The organism is Nonomuraea sp. CA-141351, assembly GCF_050944675.1.
Lineage (GTDB): Bacteria > Actinomycetota > Actinomycetes > Streptosporangiales > Streptosporangiaceae > Nonomuraea.
In genome coordinates this window covers 1,176,523-1,199,058 of the sequence record NZ_CP191982.1, presented here as the reverse complement: position 1 = coordinate 1,199,058, position 22,536 = coordinate 1,176,523, and the positions used below count along the sequence as shown (strand labels likewise).

The window sequence follows — 22,536 nt, the reverse complement described above, 5'->3', positions numbered from 1 at the left end:
ACTCGGGGACGATCCCGTCGTGGACCGCTCCTCGAACAGCCGGGCGGCGGAGTCGTGGCCCGCCGCCCGCTGGAAGCGTTGCGTGGCTCAGTGGAGGCGCTCGGCGGCCTCTACCACGTTGGACAGGAGCAGGGCGCGGGTCATGGGGCCGACGCCGCCCGGGTTGGGGGTGAGGAAGCCCGCGACCTCCGCCACGTCCAGCGCCACGTCCCCGGCGATCTTCCCGTCCACCCGGGAGACCCCCACGTCGAGCACGGCCGCGCCGGGCTTGACCATGTCGCGGGTGATCAGGCCGGGCACTCCTGCCGCCGCCACCACGATGTCCGCCCGCCGCACGTGGCCGGCCAGGTCCTGGGTGCCGGTGTGGCAGAGGGTCACGGTGGCGTTCTCGCTGCGGCGGGTGAGCAGGAGGCCCAGCGAGCGGCCCACCGTGATGCCGCGCCCGACCACGGCCACCTCCGCGCCCTTGATCGGCACGCCGTACTCCTGCAGGAGCAGCACGATGCCGTGCGGGGTGCACGGCAGCGGGGCGTCGACCATGTGGACGAGGCGGCCGAGGTTGACCGGGTGGAGGCCGTCGGCGTCCTTGGCCGGGTCCATGCGCTCGAGCAGGGCCATCGTGTCGAGGTGCTTGGGGAGCGGCAGCTGGACGATGTAGCCGGTGCACTCGGGTGAGGCGTTGAGCTCGTCGACGGCCGCCTCGACCTCGGCCTGGGTGGCGGTCGCCGGGAGGTCGACTCGGATGGAGGCGATGCCCACCTCGGCGCAGTCGCGGTGCTTGCCCGCGACGTAGATCTGGCTGCCGGGGTCGTCGCCCACCAGCACGGTGCCCAGGCCGGGCGTGATGCCGCGTTCCTTGAGCGCGGCCACCCGGGCTGTGAGGTCTGCCTTGATCTTGGCGGCGGTCGCCTTGCCGTCGAGTTTCACTGCGCTCATGCCGCAATCCTTCCATGTCCGCTTCCACCTTCTGCACGCCACCCGACCGACACCGCCATCGTCAGGCAGCGTGTCTAGACCAAGAGTTATCCACAGGCGCCAGGCAGCCCAGGTCAAGTTATCCACAGGCAATCGTTGACATCGTTGTCATTGATCTTTGAAGGGCTTAGTGTTGCGGGCGCCAGCAACATGCTCAGGAGGTTCCCCCTTGCCTTGCCGCCTGTTGTCCGCAGAGTCGACCGACCTGTTCGTGGGCTCCCACGACGTGCCCCACCAGGTGCTGAGAGTCACCGTTGCCCAGGGAGATCACGACTCGCCGCTGGAGCTGCGCGGCGAGGGCGTGCGACTGGCCGAGCCGGTGACCGTGCCCCCCGCCGCCGCCGTTCTCGAGGTGCCCCTGGCCGTGTCCGTGCCGCCGGGCAGCGCCGTGCCCTGCGTGATCACGCTGGGCGACGAGTCGCTGGAGGTCACGGTCACGGCCGAGGAGCCGGGCTGGACGATGTACATGGTGTCCCACTTCCACTACGACCCGGTGTGGTGGAACACGCAGGCGGCCTACACCAGCCCCTGGGAGCTGCTCTCCGGCGACGGCACCACCAGACCGCTGTGGGAGCGAAACGCGTTCGCGCTGGTCGAGGCCCATATCGAGCTGGCGCTACGCGACCCCGACTACCGTTTCGTGCTGGCCGAGGTCGACTATCTCAAGCCGTTCTTCGACACCCACCCCGAGCGGCGGGCCGACCTGCGCGCGCTCATGGCCGAGGGCAGGGTCGAGCTGATCGGCGGCACGTACAACGAGCCCAACACCAACCTGACCGGCGCCGAGACGACGATCCGCAACCTCGTCTACGGCATCGGCTACCAGCGCGACATCCTGGGCGGCGACCCGCGCACCGCTTGGCAGCTCGACGTGTTCGGCCACGACCCGCAGTTCCCCGGCTACCTTGCGGCGGCGGGGCTGACCGGCAGCGCGTGGGCGCGCGGGCCGTTCCACCAGTGGGGGCCGATCAGCAAAAACTTCAAGCAGGCCAAGAACGACGCCGCGCTGATGCAGTTTCCCAGCGAGTTCGAGTGGATCTCGCCGTCCGGCCAGGGGGTCCTGACGCACTACATGCCCGGCCACTACTCCGCGGGCTGGTGGATGGACTCCTCGCCATCCCTGGACGAGGCCTGCCGGGCGGTCTACGACCTCTACCGCTCGCTCAAACCGGTGGCCGCGACCAAGAACATCCTTCTCCCGGTCGGCACCGACTACACCCCGCCCAACAAGTGGGTCACCGACATCCACCGCACGTGGGCGAGCCGCTATGTCTGGCCCAGGTTCGTCTGCGCCACCCCCCGGGACTTCCTGGACGCCGTCCGCGCCGGCATGTCGTCGTTCAGTCCTCAGACCCGCGACATGAACCCCATCTACACCGGCAAGGACGTGTCGTACATCGACACCAAGCAGGCCCAGCGCGCCGCCGAGGTGGCCGCGCTGGACGCCGAGCGGCTCTCGACGTTCGCGGCCCTTCTCGGGCTCGGCCGCTACCCGCACACGGCGCTCGACAAGGTGTGGCGTCAGCTGGCCTACGGCGCCCACCATGACGCGATCACCGGCTCGGAGTCCGACCAGGTCTACATCGACCTGCTGACCGGCTGGCGAGAGGCATACGACCTGGCCACGACCACTCGCGGCAACGCCCTCGCCGCGCTGACGGGCCGGATCGGCGTGGACGCGCCGAGCGTGGTGGTGACCAACACCCTCCCCTTCGCCCGCGACGGCCTGGTCCGCGTGCCCCTGCCGGCCGGGCAGACCCTGGCCGACCCCCTGGGCGCCGAGATCCCCGCTGTCCGGGAGCACGGCACGCTGACCTTCCTGGCCCGCGACGTTCCGTCAATGGGCTGGCGCACGTACCAGATAGTGAACGGCTCCCCCGCCACCTGGCGAGCCGAAGACCTCACCGCCAAGGCCGCCGCCCCAGGTGAGGACCTCACCACACGCGTGGCCGACGGCGCGCCGGCGATCGGCCCGATCACCATCCAGAACGACCGATGGCGGGTCACGGCCGATCCCTCCCGAGGCGGTGCGCTCACCTCGATCCTCGACCGATCATCCGGCCGGGAGCTCCTCACCGGACTCGGCAACGAGCTCCGTCTGTACGACGAATATCCCCAGCACCCGGACATGGGCGAGGGCCCCTGGCATCTCCTCCCCACGGGCCGGGCCGTAGGCTCCGCCGACACGCAGGCAGTCACCGCACGGACCGACGCCAGCCCGATAGGCCGGCGCCTGACCGTCACCGGCCAGGTCGGCGAGATCGCCTACGAGCAGACCGTCACCCTGCTGGCCGGCTCCGACCGGATCGACTTCACCACCCGCGTGCTCGACCACACCGGCGCCGACCGCCTGCTCCGCGTCCGCTTCCCGGCCCGCGTCGATGGCGCGCTACCGGTGTCCGACGTCTCCGGCGCCGTGGTCGGCCGCGGCTTCGCGCTCCCCGACGTGGACTCGGCCGAGCACCCGTGGACGCTCGACAACCCGGCCAACACCTGGTTCGGCCTGTCCGCCACGGCGAAGGTCGATCTCGGTGAGGCGGGGGCCCGGGCATTGGGCGTGGCCGAGGTCGTGGTGCCCACCCTGGAGGACGCGCCCGAAGCCCGCGACCTGGTGGTGGCCCTGGCCCGCGTGGGCGTGACCGCCACCACCTCCTCCGCTCCAGGCACGAGGTACGGCTGGCTCGACGTCGACTCGAACCTCCCGGACGTACGCATCATCCTGGGCGGCCCCGACACCAACCCGCTGGCCGCCGAGGTCCTCTCCCGAGCAGACCCGGCCTACCTGGACGCCCTGAAGTCGGGCGCGTCCCGAGTGTGGGTCCCGGCCGAACGCCCCCTCGCGGAGGTCTGGCAGCCGAGCGCCGACCTACGCGACGTACGCGCCCTGCCGGCCCTGATCGTCAACGGCCCGGTCGCCGACCTGGTGGCAGACCTGAGCGACGCGACAGTCGAAGCGGTGTGCCCCCTGGGCACGGAGCGCCTCGACAACCGCACGGTCGCCCTGCTCGCCTACGGTCTTCCCGGCTTCGCGGTCGACCCGTCGGGCGCACTACACCTGTCGTTGATGCGCTCCTGCACGGGCTGGCCATCCGGCATCTGGCTGGACCCACCTCACCGCACGACGCCAGACGGCTCAGGCTTCCAGCTCCAACACTGGACGCACGAGTTCTCATACTCCCTGGTCGCCGGCGAGGGCGACTGGCGAGCCCAGCAACTCCCCGCCAAGGCCCAGGAGCACATCACGCCTCTGCTCCCGCGCGCCATCACCACCCCCCAGACCGGCGATCTCCCCCAAACCCACTCCCTCCTGACTCTCGCCCCTGCCCGAGACGTCCTCCTGGGCACCCTCAAGGCCACCGGCAACCCCCACGCCCACGGCCACACCACCGGGCCCGGCCAAGGCGTGACGCTCCGTCTGGTCGAATCCACCGGCCTGGGCTCCACAGCGGAGATCGTCTCCCCCCTCCTCCCTCTGCACTCCCTGACCCACTCCGACCTCCTGGAACACCCCGGCGCCCCGGTCACGGGCCCCTCCCTCCCCCTGACCGGCTCCGAAATCGCCACGTACGTGGCCACCACTTCACCCACCAAGCCGGACACCCCTTCGGACCGCGGCACCGAGTCGACCCCGGATCTCGGCCCCACAGCAGAGCAGGCCCAGCCCGTCTTCACCCGCTACTGGCTCCACAACAAGGGCCCGGCACCGCTCGGCTACCTGCCGATCTCTCTGGCGATCAGCCCCGGACTGGTCAGCCCGTCGGACGGAGAGCCCTTCGACGTGGACGTGGTGCTCTCATCCCACCTGACGGACGAGCCCCACGAAGGCCTGGTCACCCTCCGCGTCCCGGAAGGCTGGAGCGCCACCCCGGCCCAACGCGCCTTCCGCCTCCCCCCGGGCGGCCACCTCCGCTTCCCGGTCACCGTGACTCCGCCCACCACGCCCGCGGCCGACGGAAGCGCCCACCCTTCCACGGGCCTGCACTTCATCTCAGCCCGGACCTCGGTAGGCGGCCAGCTCATCGAAGACGTCACCACAGTGGCCCTCGGCAGCACCCCCGAACTCCCGGTCCAGGACCAACCGCCCTCGTCCGCCAGGGCCGACCGCGGCACCAAGTCCGCCGAGGCCCGCCCCACCGGCCTGTCCGTCTCCCCTCTCACCGACGCTCTCGCCCTCCGCCCCGGCACCAGCACCTCCCTCGTACTGAGGCTCTCCAACACCACCTCCGACGAGATCCGCGGCGAGTCCCAACTCGCGTCCCCCTGGGGGACGTGGCACCTGCTCCCCGAGGTCATCCAGGGCTTCACGGTCGCGGCGGGGGAAACGGTGGACGTGTCGTTCCCGGTGGAGGTGCCCGAGGACGCACCAGCCGGCCACGCCTGGGCCCTGGCCAAGGTCATGTGGTTCGGCCGCTGCCAGTACAGCCCGGCGATCCGCCTGGAGGTGGCCCGGTGACGACCCCGTACGTCCGGGGGGGAGGTGACCCCGTGACCATCCGCACACATCCGGAGGGAGACGACCGGATGACGGTTCCCGCGCACGCGCCAGGAAGTGACCCCGTGACGACCCCTGCGGCAGATGGGCGGAGGAGGGCTCCCGCGCATGCGCCGGGAAGTGACTCCCTGACGAACCCTGTGGCAGCTGGGCGGGGGGCGGCTCCCGCGCACGCGCCGGGAAGTGACCCGGCAACCATGCACGCACACGCATCCGGAGGTGGCCCGGTAGCGGTGCGTGTGCGTCCGCCTGCCGCCGGCGCGGCCTCGGCACCCGGTGTGGGTGCGGTGGCCGGGTGGGTCGACGGTCGTCCGATTCCCCGTGAGCGGCTGGAACGACGCATCGCCGAGCTGCGCAACGGGCCCTTCCGCGCGACGTTGCCAGTGCCCGGAAGCTCGGAAGACCGTCAACTAGCCAGGTGGCTGACCCAGGTCATCCTCACGGAAGCGCTGTGCGAAGCGGTGGCATCGGACCTGGGGCTCGATCCGGTGGAGGCCGAGCCGTTCGAGGGCGTGGCTGCCGTCGAACTGGGCTCCATCAACACCGCCGCCTACAACGGCAACCCGTGGGTACGCGCCGTGTTCGAGCACGTCACCGCCGCTGCGGAAGCCCCACCGGAGTGGCGATCCCCCGCCTCCGCCGAGCGCTCCCCGCAGTACCTCATCCGGCACCGCCTCTTCCCTGATCACTCGAGCGCCCACCGCGCGACGCCCGATGCCCTCGATTCGCTCGGCCCGGCATCGCTCGACTCCCTGCCTGCGGCAATTGCCGATGCGCTCCGACGCCATCCACATGGCACTCTGGTCGGCCCGGTGCAGGACACCTTGGGCTGGCACGTCGCAATCGCCACCCCCTTCGAAGAGCGAGGAGCCGCCCTACGGCCAGCACCAAGGCCTCCCCTACCGACCGCATGCGACACACCCACCTCAGCGGAGCAAGCCATCGCCCCGACCCAACAGGACCGGAGTGGAGCGACGCTGCTGGATGCCGCGCGGCGGAGGACCTTCGCGCGCTGGCTGGATGACATGCGTGCCAAGAAGGTCCAACTCGTGCCCGGACTGGAACACCCTGGCGATCCTCGCCAGCCCGACAACCACCACAAACATTGATGACCTACGTACTTGCCATTGACATCGGAGGAACCAAGCTCGCCGCCGCATTGGTGGACGAGGAGGGTTCCGTGTTGCGTTCCGGTACGCGGCCCACGCCACGTACGGACGTCATGTCCGCCCTGGCGGCGCTCATCGCGGAAGTGACCGAGGGCGGTCCGCCACCGGAAGCCGTCGGGATCGGGTGCGCCGGGCCGCTGGACCTCGCCACCGGGACAGTGAGCCCCGTGAACATGCCCAGTTGGCGCGGCTTCCCCCTGCGCGAGGAGGTGCGGAAGCTGACGGGGCTGCCCACCGTTCTCGCGGGCGACGCGCAGTGCTTCGCGCTCGGGGAGCACTGGCTGGGGGCGGGACGTGACAGTGCCTCGTTGCTCGGGATCGTGGTGTCCACCGGGATCGGCGGTGGGCTGGTGATCGACGGCATGCCGCTGCTGGGGCCGACCGGAAACGCGGGACACGTCGGCCACATGTCCATCGATCCCAACGGCGAGCGGTGCGAGTGCGGCGGCCGGGGTTGCGTCGAGCGCTACTCCAGCGGACCTAATCTCGCCCGCTGGGCCCTGGACAACGGCTGGTCGCCGGCCCCGGATGAGCAGGCGGACGCGCGAGCCCTCGCCAGGGACGCCGCGGCGGGCGATCCGGTCGCGGTGGCGGCGTTCGAACGCGGCGCGCGAGCGCTGGCCGGGATGATCGCCTCCACTGCGGCCGCGGTCGAGATCACCACGGTGGTCATCGGGGGCGGGGTGTCGGCGGCAGGGAAGGTGCTGTTCGACCCGCTGGAGCGCATGCTGGACGACGTGGCGGGGCTGGCGTTCGTCCGGGCGGTACGGGTCCACCAGAGCACGCTCGGCGTGCACGCGGCCCTGGCGGGAGCCGCCCGCTTGGCCTGGCAGCGCACGTAGCCCGGCAGCGCACGTAGCCCGGCAGCGCACGTAGCCGGCCCGATAGTGCTGTGACCCCCTCGACGGGCCGAGCAAGCCACCGGTGGGAATGGGCAGCACACCGGCCGCGGGGCTTGTGCTACTCGCGCTCGGCGGCCTGGGCTTCGCGGCGCTCGATGATCCGGCGGGTGAACGGAATGATCTCGACGACACGGCTGCCGAGGTAGGCACCGATGAAGGCGAGCACCACGAGGATGAAGGGGCTGGTGGCGAAGCCGTTCATGGTGACGAATGCCTGCAGGATCGGATCGAGCAAGGGGAACTCCGTGGGGATCAGCAAGGTAAAGGGGCCATCAGGCTAACCGCATCTCACGAATGCTTGCCTCCAAAACGGCTAAAGAGCGACATGATTGGCTATGTCGCCCCTTAATGGACGATCAACGCACCTTGGACAGGCGCTCCTCTGAGCGGGCGAGGCAAGCGTCTTGCACCGGATGTACCGGCCCACCTGAAGCGGCGGTCGGCCGACCATGTCCCGCGTGGCGGGTGAAGAGCGGACACGCCCTTGGCGGGCATGCCCGGGGGCCCGTCATGGGCGGCCCGAGCCCCCTACGGAGGGCCGCCGCCTTGGTCCGAGCACCTCGTAGGGGGCGGGTCGGGGCGCCTCGTAACGGCAGCCCGGGTCTCCCATAGCGCGCAACCCAGGGCCCACGGTGGCGGACCCCCACACCCGTAGCGGGTCGCCGAGCGCAGCCTTGGCACGACTTGGGTGCCCTCGGCCCACGACCCGTCTCCCCGAGGCGCACAGACGCGCCCCCGTCCCGTAGCGGGTCGCCGAGCGCAGCGTAGGCACGACCGGGATACTCCGCGGCCCACCGACCCGTCTCCCCGTGGCACGCCCCGTAACCGATCATCCGAGCGCCGCGCAGGCACAACCCGGAGGCTCCGCGGCCCACCGACCCGTCTCCCAGTGGCACGCCAGCACGCCCCGTAGCCGATCACCCGAGCGCCACGCAGGCACAGCCCGCGACCCGCGACCCGTGTCCGTGGTGGCGGGCCATCCCCGATCCAGGCGTCCCGTAGCGGGCGACCCGAGTCCCAAGTGGTGGGACGGGCTGAGTGGCTGCGTAACGGCGGTCCGGGCGCCCGGGTAAGGGCGGCCCGGGTGCCCGGGTAAGGGCGGCCCGGGTGCCCGGGTAAGGGCGGCCCGGGTGCCCGGGTTAGTGGAAGAAGTGGCGGGTGCCGGTGAAGTAGAGGGTGATTCCAGCCTTCTCGGCGGCCTCGATGACCAGTTCGTCCCGGATGGAGCCGCCGGGCTCCACGATGAACCGTACGCCGGCGTCGATCAGCACCTGCGCCCCGTCAGGGAACGGGAAGTACGCGTCCGAGGCCGCGACCGCACCAGCCGCCCGGTCCCCCGCCCTCGCGACCGCCAGACGGCACGAGTCCACCCGGTTGACCTGGCCCATGCCCACGCCCACGGTCGCCCTGTCGCTGGCCAGCAGGATGGCGTTGGACTTCACCGAGCGGCATGCGCGCCAGGCGAACTCCAGGTCGGCCAGCTGTTCGGGCGAAGCAGGCGCGCCGGTCTTGAGCTCCCACTGCGTGGCCGAGTCGCCGGGCGCGTCCACCTTGTCCACGGTCTGCGCCAGGAGCCCGCCGTCGATCTCGCGGAACTCGGTCTGCCGCGACGGCCCTTCGGGGCAGCGCAGCAGGCGCAGGCTCTTCTTGCCCCGCAGCACCTCCAGCGCCTCCGCCTCATAGGACGGCGCGATGACGACCTCGGTGAAGATGTCGAAGATCTGCCTGGCCAGCTCGACCGTGACCTCGCGGTTGACGGCGATCACGCCGCCGTACGCCGACACGGGGTCGCACGCGTGCGCCTTGCGGTGTGCCTCGGCCACGTCGGCGCCGACGGCGATGCCGCAGGGGTTCTGGTGCTTGATGATGGCAACGCACGGCTCGGCGAAGTCCCAGGCGGCCCGCCAGGCGGCGTCGGAGTCGAGGTAGTTGTTGTACGACATCTCCTTGCCGTGCAACTGCTCGGCGTTGGCCAGACCGCTCGCGCCACCCGTGTAGAGCGCGGCGCGCTGGTGCGGGTTCTCGCCGTACCGCAGCGTGGCCTTGCGCTCGTACGTGGCCCCCGTGAACTCGGGGAACTCGCCGTCCCCGTGCGTGCGCGCGAACCAGTTCGCCACAGCCACGTCGTACGAGGCCGTGTGCGCGTAGGCGATGCCGGCCAGCCGCCTGCGCTCGGTCAGCGTGAAGCCGCCCTCGGCCAGCGCGTCGCGCACGTCGCCGTAGAAGGCGGGGTCGACCACGACCGTGCAGGTGTTGTGGTTCTTGGCGGCGCCCCTGATCATGGCGGGCCCGCCGATGTCGATCTGCTCGACGCACTCCTCGTCGGACGCGCCGGAGGCCACCGTCTCCTGGAACGGGTAGAGGTTCACCACGACGAGCTGGAACGGGTCGATCTCCAGCTCCTCCAGCTGGGCGACGTGGTGCGGCTTGGTGACGTCGGCCAGCAGCCCGGCGTGCACGCGCGGGTGCAGCGTCTTGACCCGCCCGTCCAGGCACTCCGGGAACCCGGTCAGCTGCTCGACCTTCGTCACCGGGATCCCGTAGGACGAGATCGCGGCGGCCGTGCCACCGGTCGAGACGATCTCCACCCCTGCGCCGTCGAGGGCCCTGGCCAGCTCCTCGAGCCCGGACTTGTCGTAGACAGCGATCAGCGCGCGCCGGATGGCGATGCGAGTCACGTGCTTTCCCCTCCTGTTTAGTTGCCGATGCGGACGATACGTCCGCTGACCGTCCAGCCCTCGCGGACCATCCGGCCGACGATGTCGACGAGCAGGCGCCGCTCGACGGTCTTGATGCGTTCGTGCAGGACCGTCTCGTCGTCGTCCGGGAGTACGGGAACCGCCTCCTGGGCGATGATCGGCCCGCTGTCGACGCCCTCGTCGGCCAGCATCACCGTGCAGCCGGTCACCTTGACCCCGTGGGCCAGCGCGTCCCGCACGCCGTGCGCGCCGGGGAACGACGGCAGCAGCGCCGGATGGGTGTTCAGCACGGGAAAGGCGTCCAGCGTCGGCGGACCCAAAATTTTCATGAAGCCCGCCGACACCACCAGGTCAGGCTCGTATTCTGCGATCCTGGCCGCGATGGCGGCATCCCACTCCGCCCGTGTCGCGTAATCGCCCAATTTTTCAACAAAAGTTGGTACGTTCGCCCTCGCTGCCCTGGCCAGCCCCTCAATCCCATCCCTGTCCGCGCCGACCGCGACCACGCGAACCCCGTACGACGGGTCGGCAGAAGCGTCCAGCAGGGCCTGTAGGTTGGTTCCAGAGCCGGAGACGAGGACGACGAGCCGCCCAGCCTTAGACACGCGCACTCCAAAAAGGAAACAGGGTGGGGCTGACAGGCTATCGGTTCCTCGTCCGGCGACGCAGAGGAGGTCAGGTGTCGACACCGGTGAAGGCACCGGCAGGCCAGCAGCCCGCTGATTCGGCGGGCCGCCGAGCGATCTGGTTGTCCATTGCAGCGCTGGCCATGACGTTCATGTTGCCGCTCGCCGGACTGGTCATGGCGTTGTTCGCGCTGATGGCCGGGATCCGGGCGTTCCCGCTGCTGAAGGCCTCGGGCCGGTCCATGGGCGCCGCCGTGGGCGGCATCACCATCTCCTCGATCGCGCTGGCGCTGTCGGCCCTGGCCACGGGGATGCAGCTGTACCTGATGGACGAATACTCGGCCTACCAGGAGTGCATGAAGGGCGCGGGGACCGTTTCCGCGCAGGGCGAATGCTTCGCGCAGTTCAGGGAGGCGGCACAGCGCAAGCTCCCCGCCGACGTGCTGGAGATGCTCGGGGCCATGCAGCCGTAGCCGGGGGCGCGTCCCGGGGGCAGATGCCCCGGGCTCGGGTCCGTGGGGCAGGGACGACGTTCGCGGGGCGCGGAAGAGGCGACGCGCGGGCGCCCGGGTGTGTCGCCGGGCGCCGCCTCGGATGGAGCGCTGAGCGTACGTGGAGGACGTGCGGCCTAGTCGCGGTCCCAGGCGTACGGGTCGACGTAGATCACATGGCCGCCGCGGTCGTCCGACTCGTCCACGATGTCCTTGCGCGGTGGGCGGGCCGACTCCGGGGGACGCGGGCGGGCCTGGGCCAGGGTCTCCGCCTCGGCCGAGGCGTGCTCGTCCTGCCAGTCGTCCCTGATGACCGGGATCTCCTGGGTGTCGGCCTCGGTGGCGTCCATCCAGTGGCCGGGCAGCGGTCGTGGGTCGGACTCGGCCAGACCCACCTTGCTCGCCGCCTTGGCGATGGCGGCCCCGGCCTTGCGCACAGGAGCGGCCGCCTTGTCGAGCGGCGCGCGAGCGCGCTTGTTGAGCAGCAGCAGGTTGGTCACGCCGGCGGAGATGCCCGCGGCCACACCGACCTCGAGCGCCACCGACAGCGCCACCTCCCAGGGCGAGGGCCCCACCGTGGCCAGCCGGCCGCCGCCGATGGGCCCGCCGGACAACGCCGCCAGCACCCCCGCCACGAGGCCGGTGACGACCCCGCTGAGGAACCCCCAGAGCGGCGCGGCCTCATAGGACGGCGACGGCGAGATCCTGGCCACCATCACCCCGGCCACGGCCCCCGCCGCGAACGGCAGCGCGATCACCGCCATCATCCACCCCGGCACCGTCCCGCTCTCCGGCAAGGCCCCCAGCAGCGGCAGGCTCGGCACCGTGCCGAGCTGCACCCCGGTGGGTGCGACCAGGGTGTCGGCCCCGATCGCGAACCCGGGCCCGGCGATGTAGGAGGAGGCCCAGATGACGGCGTTCAGCAGATAGAGCACCTGCAGCAACAGCAGCAGCACCCCGCCGACGAATCCGGGCGAGAGCACGCTGGACAGCTCCTTGACCTGCCCGAAGTTCAGCACGACGGCGAGCAGCACCAGCGCGAGCCCGGCCACGAGCAGCACGGTCGTGGCGACCGCCGTGCCGACGGTGAGCGCGCGTATCCGCTCGGGCAGCAGCCGCAGCATCACCCGCCAGGGGCCGATCATCCGCGCCGTCGCCAACGCCCCCGCCAGGAACGCCAGGACGAAGTGGCTGAGCAGCGCCTCGCCGATGTACGGCTGGGTGATCTCGTTGCTCGCCGCGAGCGCGATCAACCCCGCGAGCAGCGCGTACGGGGCGGCCAGTGACACCCCGGCCTGGACCACCAGGGCGAACTGGGCCCGCCGGCGGGCCCCGGCCTGCTCCTTCGGGCTGTTCTTCGGCAGCCGGGCGGGCAACCGCAGTCGCAGGTCCGCATCGCGTGCCATCCACCGGCCGGCGCGATAGAGCAGCACAGTAGGCAGGATCATCAGCCCCAGGGGCAGCAGCCCGACCCGTCCGGAAGGTATCGCGAACCCGGCGTGGTGCGCCGCCAGCCAGAGCTGCGCCGCGGTGCGGAACACGCCCGGCAGCCCCGCCCCCAGCGTGCCGCGCGGCGCGGCGATCCAGCCGACGAGGGTGAGCGTGGTGAGTGCGGCCAACCCGACGCCCAGTGTGCAGGCGGCGGCCAGCATCCCCGACACGGGTAGCGGCCGCCTCGTCTCGTCGTCATCGCTCGAGACCCCGGGGAGCTTGCCGAGCACCGACCGGGGGGCAGTGCGCAACTGGTCGAGAATCGCCGTCACAGTAGGCGATTTTCTCAAGGTTTCACGACCAGCGCTTGGTTGACGCGCCGCCCCTCGCCCACTTTGTGACCACGAAAGCTCCCGGTTCGCGGGTACGGAGGCGGCTCAGGGGGTTCGGCCGCCGCGGGAGACGGCCCACGGAGTCGCCATGGAGGCGGCCCAGGGTGCGCCGTTACGGTGGCCGGCCGCGTGCGGGTCAGCGAGCGTCACCCTGGAGGCCCTCAGCCACGTGCGGTGGGTGGGGCCCACCGTGCTCCGCCGTACAAGATGATGGTTTTCAAACACAGACCACCGACGCAGGGAGCTGGGATGCGTGTATTGGTTACTGGTGGGGCCGGATATATCGGGAGCACTGTCGCGTCCGCGTGCCTCGACGCCGGGATCGAGCCTGTCATTCTGGACAGCCTCGTCACGGGCAGGCGGGAGTTCGCTCAGGGGCGGGTGTTCTATGAGGGGGATATCAGCGACGGGCCGCTGATTGACAAGATATTTGCCGAAAATCCGGATATCGAGGCTGTCGTCCACTGCGCCGCGCTCATCGTGGTGCCGGACTCCGTGGCCGACCCCATCGGTTACTACCGCGCGAACGTCGCCAAGAGCCTCGAGTTCGTCGATCACCTGCTCCGCAACGGCCGCACCCGGATGATCTTCAGCTCTTCCGCGTCCATCTACCGCACGGGCGACGACCACACCGTGAACGAGGAGTCACCGCTCGACCCGCAGAGCCCTTACGCGCGGACCAAGGCGGTGTGCGAGTCCATGTTCGCCGACATCGCCGCCGGTCACCCGATCAAGATCCTCTCCCTGCGCTACTTCAACCCGATCGGCGCCGACCCCCAGATGCGCACCGGCCTGCAACTGCGCCGCCCCAGCCACGCCCTCGGCAAGATGATCGAGGCGTACGAGGAGGGTGTGCCCTTCCAGGTCACCGGCACGAACTATCCGACCAGGGACGGCACGGGCATCCGCGACTACGTCCACGTCTGGGACCTGGCCACCGCCCACGTCGCGGCCCTGCGCCGGTTCGACGCGCTGGAGGCCGACGTGATCAACCTGGGCACCGGCGCAGGCACCACCGTCCGGGAGCTGGTCGATGCGTTCAACCGCGTCGTCGACCGCCCGATCGAGGTCGTCGAGGCGGCCCCGCGCCCCGGCGACGTGGCCGGTGCCTACACCCGCAGCGACCTGGCCGGTCGCCTGCTGGACTGGCAGGCCGGCCACTCCGTCGAGGACGGCATCAGGCACTCGCTCGAATGGGCGCGCATCCGGGAGTCCCGGCTCGGCTAGACCGGGACCGGTCGCCGGAGTACGATTCGTATACGAACAGTTCGTACACGAAAGAAGCGATGGAAGAAGCGGAGGCGGCCCGAGAGGTCGCGCGGCTTTACCCGGCGATCTACCGGCGGTTCAAGGCGTCCAAAAGACCGATCGCGGCCGGGCTGACCGCCAGGATGCACGCCGTGCTCGGTCACCTGCAGGCCGCCGGGCCGCTCACCCTGAGCGAGCTGGCCGAGCACCTCCAGCTGTCCAAGGCCGCGACGACCGAACTGGTCGACCGCGTCGAGGAACGCGGCCTGGTGGCCAGGATCAGGGACGAGCGCGACCGGCGGCGGGTGTTCGTCTGGGTCACCGACGAGGGGCGGGCAGCCTTCGCCGCGGCCTCACCGCGGGTGCTCGAGGACGACCTGCTGGCGCGGGCCGTACGGAACATGACGCCACAGGAGCGCGAGGGGCTCGTGACCGGGCTCCGCGCGCTGCTCAGAGAGGAGGAGCCATGAACTGCGAGAGCTGCGGAATGCCGATGGAGACCGCCGACGACCACGCGCCGGGACACCGGGACAGCACGTGGTGCCGGCTGTGCTCCAAGCCCGACGGGACGCTGCAGGACTTCGACGAACGGTTCGAGCGCATGGTGCAGTGGCAGACCCAGCGCAACGGCCGGTCCAGGGCCGAGGCCGAGGAGGCCACCAGGGCCTACATGCGCTCGATGCCCCTCTGGCGTGACCACCCATGAGGGTCCTCGGCGTCGACAACATCCTGGTCGGGGCGGGCGACCCGGTGCGGGCCAAGGAGTTCTACGGCGGCGTGCTGGGGCTGGAGGAGAAGTTCTCGACGGAGGAGACGGCGCTCTTCGCGATCGGGGAGGAGACCCCGGGGCTGCTGGTACGGGTCCAGGAGGGCAGGCCGGGGTCCATGCGCGTATGGCTGGAGGTTCCCGACGCCCGCGCGGCGGCAGATGAGCTGGGGCTGGAGCCGTTCGAGGTGTTCACGGGCTGGACGGTCGAGGTTCCCGACCCCTGGGGAAATGTCATCGGCCTGACCGACTACACCAAGCAGCCTCACCTGGCGCGCGCGGGCTGAGCATCGCCCACCGGGAGGCGAGCGCCTCGTTCGAGATGATCTGGAGCTCGTCCAGCGCCTCGTCGAGGGTGGCGCTGGCGTCCTCAACGTCGATCACCTTCTCCTCCGGAGGAGCTTCGATCGTCACCTTGTGACCCCAGATCGGGCGAGTGCTCACGCTCGCCTTGGCCGCGTCGTCCATACGCAGCCAGGCCTCGCCTTCGGACACCTGCTCATCGAACCCGTCACCCTGGACGTAGATCTGCTTCTCGTCGACCACGAACCGGGGGCGACGGACGAAGACTTCAGCAGGCCCGGACGGTCAGGTCGGAGGCAGCGGCCACCGCCGCCGCCAGAATTCGCTTCATCTTGGTCCCTTTTCCAGGGAGACTCCGTCTTTCAGGACGGAGAGAAGCCTGCAGAGTGTCAATGAGTGATGCCATGGTTACGCACGGGTGATGGACGGGGCCAAAGGCACCGGCAACCGAGAAATGGCTCCTGGCCTGATATCGGCCATCACTCCATCGCGGGCGGCATGCCGCCTGGGGCGTAGTCAACCGCCCAGACGCTACGGTCGCCCGGCATCCAGCCGGAAGTCTTGAGAGCAAGCCCCCTCCCTCCGGGTGGGTGCAGTTGACACGCATCCTTCTCACCAGAAGGCCTCCTCCCGCCCCACCGAAGCGAGAGGAGGCCGGACGGGGCTAGTTGGCGAGCGAGTTCAGGGAGTTGTTCGGGATCTCCTGCGGGACCTGGCTGTCCTCACTGAGGTCCGCTACGTCGATCCACAGGTCCTTGTCCGGAGCCTTGATCCTGACCTTGGAGCCCCACCCGATGTACCGGGTCTCGGTGATGGAGCGGGTCTTGCCCAGGACGCCGAAGTCCATGCTCCAGCCCGAGGTCAGCTGGGTGACCAGGCCCTTGGAGTTGACCTTCAGCGCATAGTCGATCTTGGTCTTGCCGATCGCGCCGCTGACCTTCTGCCCGTACACCTTGGCCAGCTCTTTGTAGGTGAGCGCCCCCTTGTACGTGCCGCCCTTGAAGCTCTTGGCGTGGGAGACGATCGCCTTCAGCACCTTCGGCTCGAAGATGTCGATGATCTGGTTGTAGGTGCCGCCACCGGCCTCCGCGGCGTAACGCACCCACTTCTTGCCCTCGGGCAGGTCCTCACTGAACAGCCCGCCCTGGACGTAGCTGTGGCCGCCGACCGTGATGATGCGCGGCGGGGCGAGCGCGGACGCCAGGGACTTGTCGGAGCCGGCCGCATGGTTCTTGAGATCGGTCGCGACGATCCCCTTCTTACCGAACTCAAACGTTCCAGTCGTCCGGGTGGTGGCGCCGATGCTCTTGCCGTCCAAGGTGAGCCGGGTCTTCTCGGAGATCCGTACCCCGTGCCCCGGGACGAGCTGCTTCTGCAGCGCCTTCACCGGATCCACCGACGCGGCCTGCGCGGCAGGCGTCGCGGTCACGAGCGCGGCAGCCGTGGTTAACGCCAGGCCCGCGAGAATTCGCTTCATACGTTTCCTTCGGATTCAAAAAGGAGAGGGAGGAGAAGCCTGCCAATTGAAGATCACGAACATATATCGAGAGCCGGGTCGTACGCCGTCAAAACGGTGCACTTTTCGTGCAGAGTGTGTCCTGGAGAAGTGAGATGACCGTCACACAGCGGGAGAACCATGCCCCGATGACCTGGGCAGGTCAAGCTTCGGGCTAGGCTTCACTGGCGGAAACGCCCGGCACGCACTCCCGAGCGTAGGAGCTCGCCGCGAGAGAGCGAGGAACGATGCCATCGAGCGGCGAAGCGGACGCGACCACCAGCGCAGTTGCCCGGGGCCGTCGAACATCAGTCGGAAAAGCAGGGCGCGAACCCGGCAGAGGGCGAGCGACCAAGGGAAGAGGACGGACCCTCGTGGACCTGTTCGAACATCAGGCGAAGGAGCTCTTCGCCGACTACGGCATCCCGGTGCCACGCGGCATCGTCGCACACAACGTGGAGGAGGTGCGGTCGGCCGCCGAGGAGCTGACCGGCCGCGTTGTCGTCAAGGCCCAGGTCAAGACCGGCGGCCGTGGCAAGGCCGGCGGTGTCAAGGTGGCCGACGACGCCGCCGACGCGGTCACCAAGGCCGAAGCCATCCTCGGCATGGACATCAAGGGCCACACCGTTCACAAGGTGCTCGTGGAGGAGGCCAGCGCTATCGCGGAGGAGTACTACTTCTCCTTCCTGCTCGACCGCGCGAACCGTACATTCCTCGCCATCTGCTCCGCCGCGGGCGGCATGGACATCGAAGAGGTCGCTCACACGGCGCCCGAGAAGGTCGCCAAGGTGCCGGTCTCGGCGCTGACGGGCATCGACCGTGCCAAGGCCCGCGAGATCGCGGTCGCCGGCGGCCTGCCGGAGAAGGCGCTCGACGGCGCCGCCGAACTCATCGAGAAGCTCTGGTGCTGCTTCGTCGACGAGGACGCCACCCTCGTCGAGGTCAACCCCATGATCCTGTCGGCCGACGGCCAGGTGAAGGCCCTCGACGGCAAGGTCACGCTCGACGACAACGCCACCTTCCGCCAGGCCGACCACGAGGCGCTCGCCGACAAGGCGGCCGAGGACCCGCTCGAGGCCAAGGCCAAGGAGAAGGACCTCAACTACGTCAAGCTCGACGGCAACGTCGGCATCATCGGCAACGGCGCGGGCCTGGTCATGTCCACCCTCGACGTGGTGGCCTACGCGGGCGAGGAGTTCGCCGGCAAGCCGTCCCCCGCCAACTTCCTCGACATCGGCGGTGGCGCCTCGGCTGAGGTCATGGCCGCCGGCCTGGAGATCATCCTCTCCGACCCGAGCGTCAAGTCGATCTTCGTGAACGTCTTCGGCGGCATCACCGCCTGCGACGCCGTCGCCAACGGCATCGTCTCGGCGTTCAAGCTGCTGGAGAGCCGTGGCGAGGCCGTGACCCACCCCCTTGTGGTCCGCCTCGACGGCAACAACGCCCTGCTCGGGCGGCAGATCCTGGCCGACGCCGCACTCCCGCGGGTCGAGCTGGTAGACACGATGGACGACGCGGCCAAGCGGGCCGCCGAGCTCGCTGCGGTAGGTGCGTGACCCATGGCCATCTGGTTGACTGAGAACAGCAAGATCATCGTCCAGGGCATGACGGGTGGCGAGGGCACCAAGCACACCCGCCGCATGCTCGCCTCCGGCGCCCGCGTCGTCGGCGGCGTGAACGCCCGCAAGGCCGGCATCACGCACGAGGGCCTGCCCGTGTTCGGCACGGTCAAGGAGGCCATGGAGAAGACCGGCGCGGACGTGTCGGTCGTCTTCGTGCCGCCGGCGTTCACCAAGGACGCGGTCAAGGAGGCCATCGACGCGGAGATCCCGCTCTGCGTGGTGATCACCGAGGGCGTGCCGGTGCACGACTCGACCGAGTTCTGGGCCTACGCCGTCGCCAAGGGCAACAAGACCCGCATCATCGGCCCCAACTGCCCCGGTATCGCCTCCCCCGGCGCCTCCAACGCGGGCATCATCCCGGCCGACATCACCACCGCCGGCCGCATCGGCCTGGTCTCGAAGTCGGGCACGCTCACGTACCAGCTGATGTACGAGCTGCGTGACTTCGGCTTCTCGACCGCGGTCGGCATCGGCGGCGACCCCGTCATCGGCACGACGCACATCGACGCGCTCCAGGCGTTCCAGGAGGACCCGGGCACGGACGCGATCGTGATGATCGGCGAGATCGGCGGCGACGCCGAGGAGCGGGCTGCCGCGTACATCGAGCAGCACGTCACCAAGCCGGTCGTGGCCTACGTCGCGGGCTTCACCGCGCCGGAGGGCAAGACCATGGGGCACGCGGGCGCGATCGTGTCGGGCTCCGCGGGCACCGCCCAGGCCAAGAAGGAGGCCCTGGAGAAGGTCGGCGTCCGCGTCGGCAAGACCCCCTCCGAGACCGCCCAACTCATGCGCGAAATCATGCAGGCTCGTTGATCGCTTGAGTTTCAAAGCCCCGTGCGGTTCTCCCCGCACGGGGCTTTTCCATTTACGCTTGCGGCTGCCCGTCCTCCATCTTTTACGGCAGAGCACGGGCGACCCACCCGCCGCACGTGGCCGGGCTCTGTCCAGGGAGACGGTCATGTGGTGTGCGGGGCCGGCCGCCGTTACGCCGCCCCGTGGGCCCACTCCGTGGTGACAACCTGACCAACTCCGCACGGCCCCCCTGGACCCACTCCGCACGGCACAACTCTGACCAACTCCGCACAGCACACCCTGTGCCCACTCCGTGACAACTCTGACCAACTCCGCACGGCACACCCTGTGCCCACTCCGTGGTGACAACTCTGACCAACCCCGCACGGCACACCCTGGGCCGACTCCGCGTGGCGTGCCGTGGGCCATTACGGCGGCCCACAATTCCGGGCCCCTTAAAGCCGTGAGCCCTCTGGCGCGCCGCTTCCGGGCCCGGGGGTCTGGGGTCCTTCGCGGGCTCTTTGCTCTGGTCTTGTTGGCGTTGGCGTGCGACATTTCCTGGTATGGGCAGGGACGTGCCAGTCGTCGTTTTCAGCCGGGATGACCGCCGGAAATATCGGGAAAAGGTGCGTCGATGTCTCGACGTCTTCGCCCAGATGCTCCGCGAGTCCCGCTTCGAGTTCGAACGCCCCCTCGCCGGCCTGGAGATCGAGCTCAACATCGTGGACGCGTACGGCGAGGCCGCCATGCGCAACGCCCAGGTGCTGGCGGCCATCGAACAGCCGGACTGGGCGACGGAGCTGGGACAGTTCAACATCGAGATCAACATCGAGCCCCAGGAGCTGGGCGGCGACGGCGCGCTGCGCCTGGAGGACGACGTCAGGGCACGGCTCAACCACGCCGAGGAGCGCGCCCGCTCCCAGGACGGCCACCTGGTCCTGATCGGCATCCTGCCGACGCTGCGCGAGCAGGACATCGGCGAGGGCACGCTCTCCGCGAACCCCCGCTACCGCCTGCTCAACGAGCAGATCTTCGCGGCCCGCGGAGAGGACCTGCACCTGGCCATCGAAGGAGTCGAACGCCTGGACACGCACGCCGACAGCGTCGCTCCCGAGGCCGCGTGCACCAGCGTGCAGCTGCACCTGCAGGTCAGCCCCGAGGCGTTCGCCTCCCACTGGAACGCCGCCCAGGCCATCGCGGGACCTCAGGTGGCGGTGGCGGCCAACTCCCCTTACCTGTTCGGCAAGGAGCTGCACCGCGAGACCAGGATCGCCCTGTTCGAGCAGGCCACGGACACGCGGCCGGCCGAGCTGAAGGCGCAGGGCGTGCGGCCAAGGGTGTGGTTCGGGGAGCGGTGGATCACGAGTGTTTTCGACCTCTTCGAGGAGAACGTCAGCTACTACCCCGCCCTGCTGCCGCTCTGCGAGGACGAAGACCCGCGTACCGAGCTCGAACAGGGACGCATCCCGCACCTCCACGAGCTGACCCTGCACAACGGCACGATCTACCGGTGGAACCGGCCGGTGTACGCGGTGGTGGACGGAGTGCCGCACCTGCGCGTGGAGAACCGTGTGCTGCCTGCCGGGCCTTCCGTGGCCGACGTCGTGGCCAACGCCGCGTTCTACTACGGGCTGATGCGCGTGCTGCCGTACGCCGAACGGCCGATCTGGAGCCAGATGTCGTTCCAGGCGGCGGAGGACAATCTCAGCGCGGCGGCCCGGCAGGGGCTGGACGCGCGGCTGTACTGGCCGGGAATGGGAGAGGTGCCCGCGTCCGAGCTGATCCTGCGCCGCCTTCTGCCCATGGCGCACGAGGGGCTGGCCAAATGGGGCGTGAACGGTCCCATCGCCGACCGGCTGCTCGGCATCATCGAGGGCCGCTGCCTGACGGGTCGTACGGGGGCGAGCTGGCAGGTGGAAAGCGTACGGGCGCATGGAGGAGATCGTCACGAAGCATTGCGATCCATGACACTTGGGTACATCGAGCGCATGCACGCCAATGAGCCAGTCCACACGTGGGACGTGTGATGCCCCGTGAAGCGCATCCTGATCATCGTCCTCGTCCTGCTGCTCGGCGCCTGCGGCCTCTCGAGGACGCGGTCCATGGACGCACAGGGGGCCGATTCGTTCGAGGATGACGTGCGTGCCGCTCGTACGCTGACGGAGGAGTTCTGGAAGCAGGACTTCCAGCAGCTCGGACTGACTTATCGGCCTATCACCGATTTCGTTCCCTATTCCGGGAAATCCGGCCCCAAGTGTGGGAACCAACCGGCCGCCCCGAACAACGCCTTCTACTGCCCCGCCGGCCACTTCATCGCCTATGACCAGGACTGGATGGAGTCGCTCTGGAACCAGATGGGCGACGGGTCTGTCTACGTGATCATCCCGCACGAGTTCGGGCATGCCGTGCAGGCGCAGCTCCAGACCAATTTCGAGCTGAACGTGCAAATGGAGCTCCAGGCCGACTGCTACGCGGGCGGCACCCTCTCGGCCCTGGTCAGCTCGGGCGCGCTCAAGGCACAGTCGGGCGACGAGGACGAGCTGCTCCTGAGCCTGGAGTCCGCCGGCGATCCGACGGACGACTGGCTGAACCCGTCCGCGCACGGGACGGCCGAGCAGCGTCAGGCGTCGTTCGCGACAGGTTGGAGGAACGGAGTGGACGCCTGCTGAGCAGGGCGGTTGGGACCTCCGTGGATGTGCACACCCGTGCACGGATCGGACTCGAGGATGTATCCACGGGTCAACCCAGAGGATGATGTGTCTGATCATGACCACGCTCTACCTTTGACCCATGCCTTTGGAGGAGATCGGCTGGCTGCGCAGGGGCGCGTGCAGGTCCAGCGACCCAGACCTCTTCTTCCCTCTCGCCCCCACCCCCTTGCAGGAAGCCCGCGCCAAGGCGGTGTGCGCGCGCTGCCAGGTCATTGACGAGTGCCGCTCGTACGCGTTACGCGCAGGCGAGTCAGAGGGCATCTGGGGCGGTCTCACCCCAGAGGAGCGCCGCCGCACTCGCTTCCCCACCGGCTGGCGCCGCCCCGCCGCCTCCTGACGCTCTCGCCCTTCGCCACTCTTCGGCAGGAGAGGCCGGGCTCTCGCATGCCGGAAAGCGATGACCGCGCGGGAGTGGCTCGACG

Annotated in this window: 20 protein-coding genes; 13 read left to right on the top strand and 7 right to left on the bottom strand. The window is 69.6% G+C overall.

The features are described 5' to 3' along the window. Window positions 1–87: 87 nt before the first annotated feature. Window positions 88–936, bottom strand: coding sequence for a bifunctional methylenetetrahydrofolate dehydrogenase/methenyltetrahydrofolate cyclohydrolase (locus ACQPWU_RS06210; RefSeq protein ID WP_360682801.1), 849 nt, complete (start codon window positions 934–936; stop codon window positions 88–90). 223 nt (window positions 937–1,159) lie between these two features. Here ACQPWU_RS06210 and ACQPWU_RS06205 point away from each other — a divergent pair, with 223 nt between their 5' ends. The 3 genes from ACQPWU_RS06205 to ACQPWU_RS06195 all read left to right on the top strand — a co-directional run bounded on the left by ACQPWU_RS06205 (window position 1,160) and on the right by ACQPWU_RS06195 (window position 7,478). Further along, window positions 1,160–5,428 carry a glycoside hydrolase family 38 C-terminal domain-containing protein gene (locus ACQPWU_RS06205; protein WP_433437533.1) on the top strand — a complete coding sequence of 1,423 codons (4,269 nt, stop codon included), beginning with the start codon at window positions 1,160–1,162 and terminating at the stop codon, window positions 5,426–5,428. Between the two features lie 272 nt (window positions 5,429–5,700). Continuing rightward, a complete protein-coding gene (locus tag ACQPWU_RS06200; protein ID WP_433437531.1) occupies window positions 5,701–6,576 on the top strand; it encodes a DUF7158 domain-containing protein in 876 nt (291 codons plus the stop codon). After that, the gene (locus ACQPWU_RS06195) at window positions 6,576–7,478 is read left to right on the top strand and encodes an ROK family protein (protein WP_433437529.1); all 903 of its coding nucleotides are present in this window, start codon (window positions 6,576–6,578) and stop codon (window positions 7,476–7,478) included. The genes ACQPWU_RS06200 and ACQPWU_RS06195 overlap by 1 nt, the downstream gene beginning before the upstream one ends. A 118-nt stretch (window positions 7,479–7,596) precedes the next feature. Here ACQPWU_RS06195 and ACQPWU_RS06190 read toward each other — a convergent pair whose 3' ends face one another. The 3 genes from ACQPWU_RS06190 to purN all read right to left on the bottom strand — a co-directional run bounded on the left by ACQPWU_RS06190 (window position 7,597) and on the right by purN (window position 10,842). Next, window positions 7,597–7,773: a hypothetical protein gene (locus ACQPWU_RS06190; RefSeq protein WP_433437526.1), complete on the bottom strand. Its 177-nt coding sequence runs from the start codon at window positions 7,771–7,773 to the stop codon at window positions 7,597–7,599. A 904-nt stretch (window positions 7,774–8,677) separates the two neighbouring features. After that, window positions 8,678–10,216, bottom strand: a complete 1,539-nt coding sequence (gene purH, locus ACQPWU_RS06185) for a bifunctional phosphoribosylaminoimidazolecarboxamide formyltransferase/IMP cyclohydrolase (protein ID WP_433437524.1) — start codon at window positions 10,214–10,216, stop codon at window positions 8,678–8,680. Window positions 10,217–10,233: 17 nt separating this feature from the next. Then, window positions 10,234–10,842, bottom strand: coding sequence for a phosphoribosylglycinamide formyltransferase (gene purN / locus ACQPWU_RS06180; protein WP_433437521.1), 609 nt, complete (start codon window positions 10,840–10,842; stop codon window positions 10,234–10,236). Between the two features lie 74 nt (window positions 10,843–10,916). Between purN and ACQPWU_RS06175 the strand changes: the two genes are divergently transcribed. Then, the gene (locus ACQPWU_RS06175) at window positions 10,917–11,336 is read left to right on the top strand and encodes a hypothetical protein (protein WP_360682783.1); all 420 of its coding nucleotides are present in this window, start codon (window positions 10,917–10,919) and stop codon (window positions 11,334–11,336) included. Window positions 11,337–11,491: 155 nt separating this feature from the next. Here the strand turns inward: ACQPWU_RS06175 and ACQPWU_RS06170 are convergent, their stop codons facing one another. Then, window positions 11,492–13,117 (bottom strand): cell division protein PerM, encoded by a 1,626-nt coding sequence (locus ACQPWU_RS06170; RefSeq protein WP_433437518.1) that lies wholly within the window; start codon window positions 13,115–13,117, stop codon window positions 11,492–11,494. A gap of 309 nt (window positions 13,118–13,426) precedes the next feature. Between ACQPWU_RS06170 and galE the strand changes: the two genes are divergently transcribed. From galE to ACQPWU_RS06150, 4 genes are read left to right on the top strand one after another with little or no spacing between them, the layout of a single operon-like run. Further along, complete coding sequence (gene galE, locus ACQPWU_RS06165) at window positions 13,427–14,404, top strand: UDP-glucose 4-epimerase GalE (protein ID WP_433437515.1); 978 nt, start codon at window positions 13,427–13,429, stop codon at window positions 14,402–14,404. A 59-nt stretch (window positions 14,405–14,463) separates the two neighbouring features. After that, on the top strand, window positions 14,464–14,895 hold the full coding sequence (locus ACQPWU_RS06160) for a MarR family winged helix-turn-helix transcriptional regulator (protein ID WP_433437513.1): 432 nt from the start codon (window positions 14,464–14,466) through the stop codon (window positions 14,893–14,895). Then, entirely contained in the window at window positions 14,892–15,131 is a 240-nt protein-coding gene (locus ACQPWU_RS06155) for a zinc ribbon domain-containing protein (RefSeq protein ID WP_433437510.1), read from the top strand. Before ACQPWU_RS06160 ends, ACQPWU_RS06155 begins: the two co-directional genes overlap by 4 nt. Beyond that, on the top strand, window positions 15,128–15,478 hold the full coding sequence (locus ACQPWU_RS06150; RefSeq protein WP_433437507.1) for a VOC family protein: 351 nt from the start codon (window positions 15,128–15,130) through the stop codon (window positions 15,476–15,478). Before ACQPWU_RS06155 ends, ACQPWU_RS06150 begins: the two co-directional genes overlap by 4 nt. Here ACQPWU_RS06150 and ACQPWU_RS06145 read toward each other — a convergent pair. Both ACQPWU_RS06145 and ACQPWU_RS06140 read right to left on the bottom strand, forming a co-directional pair. Next, window positions 15,426–15,737: a hypothetical protein gene (locus tag ACQPWU_RS06145; protein ID WP_433437505.1), complete on the bottom strand. Its 312-nt coding sequence runs from the start codon at window positions 15,735–15,737 to the stop codon at window positions 15,426–15,428. The genes ACQPWU_RS06150 and ACQPWU_RS06145 overlap by 53 nt on opposite strands. Before the next feature lie 421 nt (window positions 15,738–16,158). Continuing rightward, window positions 16,159–16,971: a hypothetical protein gene (locus ACQPWU_RS06140; protein WP_433437504.1), complete on the bottom strand. Its 813-nt coding sequence runs from the start codon at window positions 16,969–16,971 to the stop codon at window positions 16,159–16,161. Window positions 16,972–17,363: 392 nt separating this feature from the next. Between ACQPWU_RS06140 and sucC the strand changes: the two genes are divergently transcribed. From sucC to ACQPWU_RS06115, 5 genes are all read left to right on the top strand, one after another. Then, the gene (sucC, locus tag ACQPWU_RS06135; RefSeq protein WP_360682769.1) at window positions 17,364–18,545 is read left to right on the top strand and encodes an ADP-forming succinate--CoA ligase subunit beta; all 1,182 of its coding nucleotides are present in this window, start codon (window positions 17,364–17,366) and stop codon (window positions 18,543–18,545) included. Between the two features lie 3 nt (window positions 18,546–18,548). Next, window positions 18,549–19,424: a succinate--CoA ligase subunit alpha gene (sucD, locus tag ACQPWU_RS06130; protein WP_360682767.1), complete on the top strand. Its 876-nt coding sequence runs from the start codon at window positions 18,549–18,551 to the stop codon at window positions 19,422–19,424. 605 nt (window positions 19,425–20,029) lie between these two features. After that, a complete protein-coding gene (locus tag ACQPWU_RS06125; protein WP_433437501.1) occupies window positions 20,030–21,430 on the top strand; it encodes a glutamate--cysteine ligase in 1,401 nt (466 codons plus the stop codon). A gap of 6 nt (window positions 21,431–21,436) precedes the next feature. Continuing rightward, complete coding sequence (locus tag ACQPWU_RS06120; RefSeq protein WP_433437500.1) at window positions 21,437–22,072, top strand: neutral zinc metallopeptidase; 636 nt, start codon at window positions 21,437–21,439, stop codon at window positions 22,070–22,072. Between the two features lie 121 nt (window positions 22,073–22,193). Beyond that, complete coding sequence (locus ACQPWU_RS06115) at window positions 22,194–22,451, top strand: WhiB family transcriptional regulator (protein ID WP_433437498.1); 258 nt, start codon at window positions 22,194–22,196, stop codon at window positions 22,449–22,451. The last annotated feature ends 85 nt before the right edge of the window (window positions 22,452–22,536 follow it).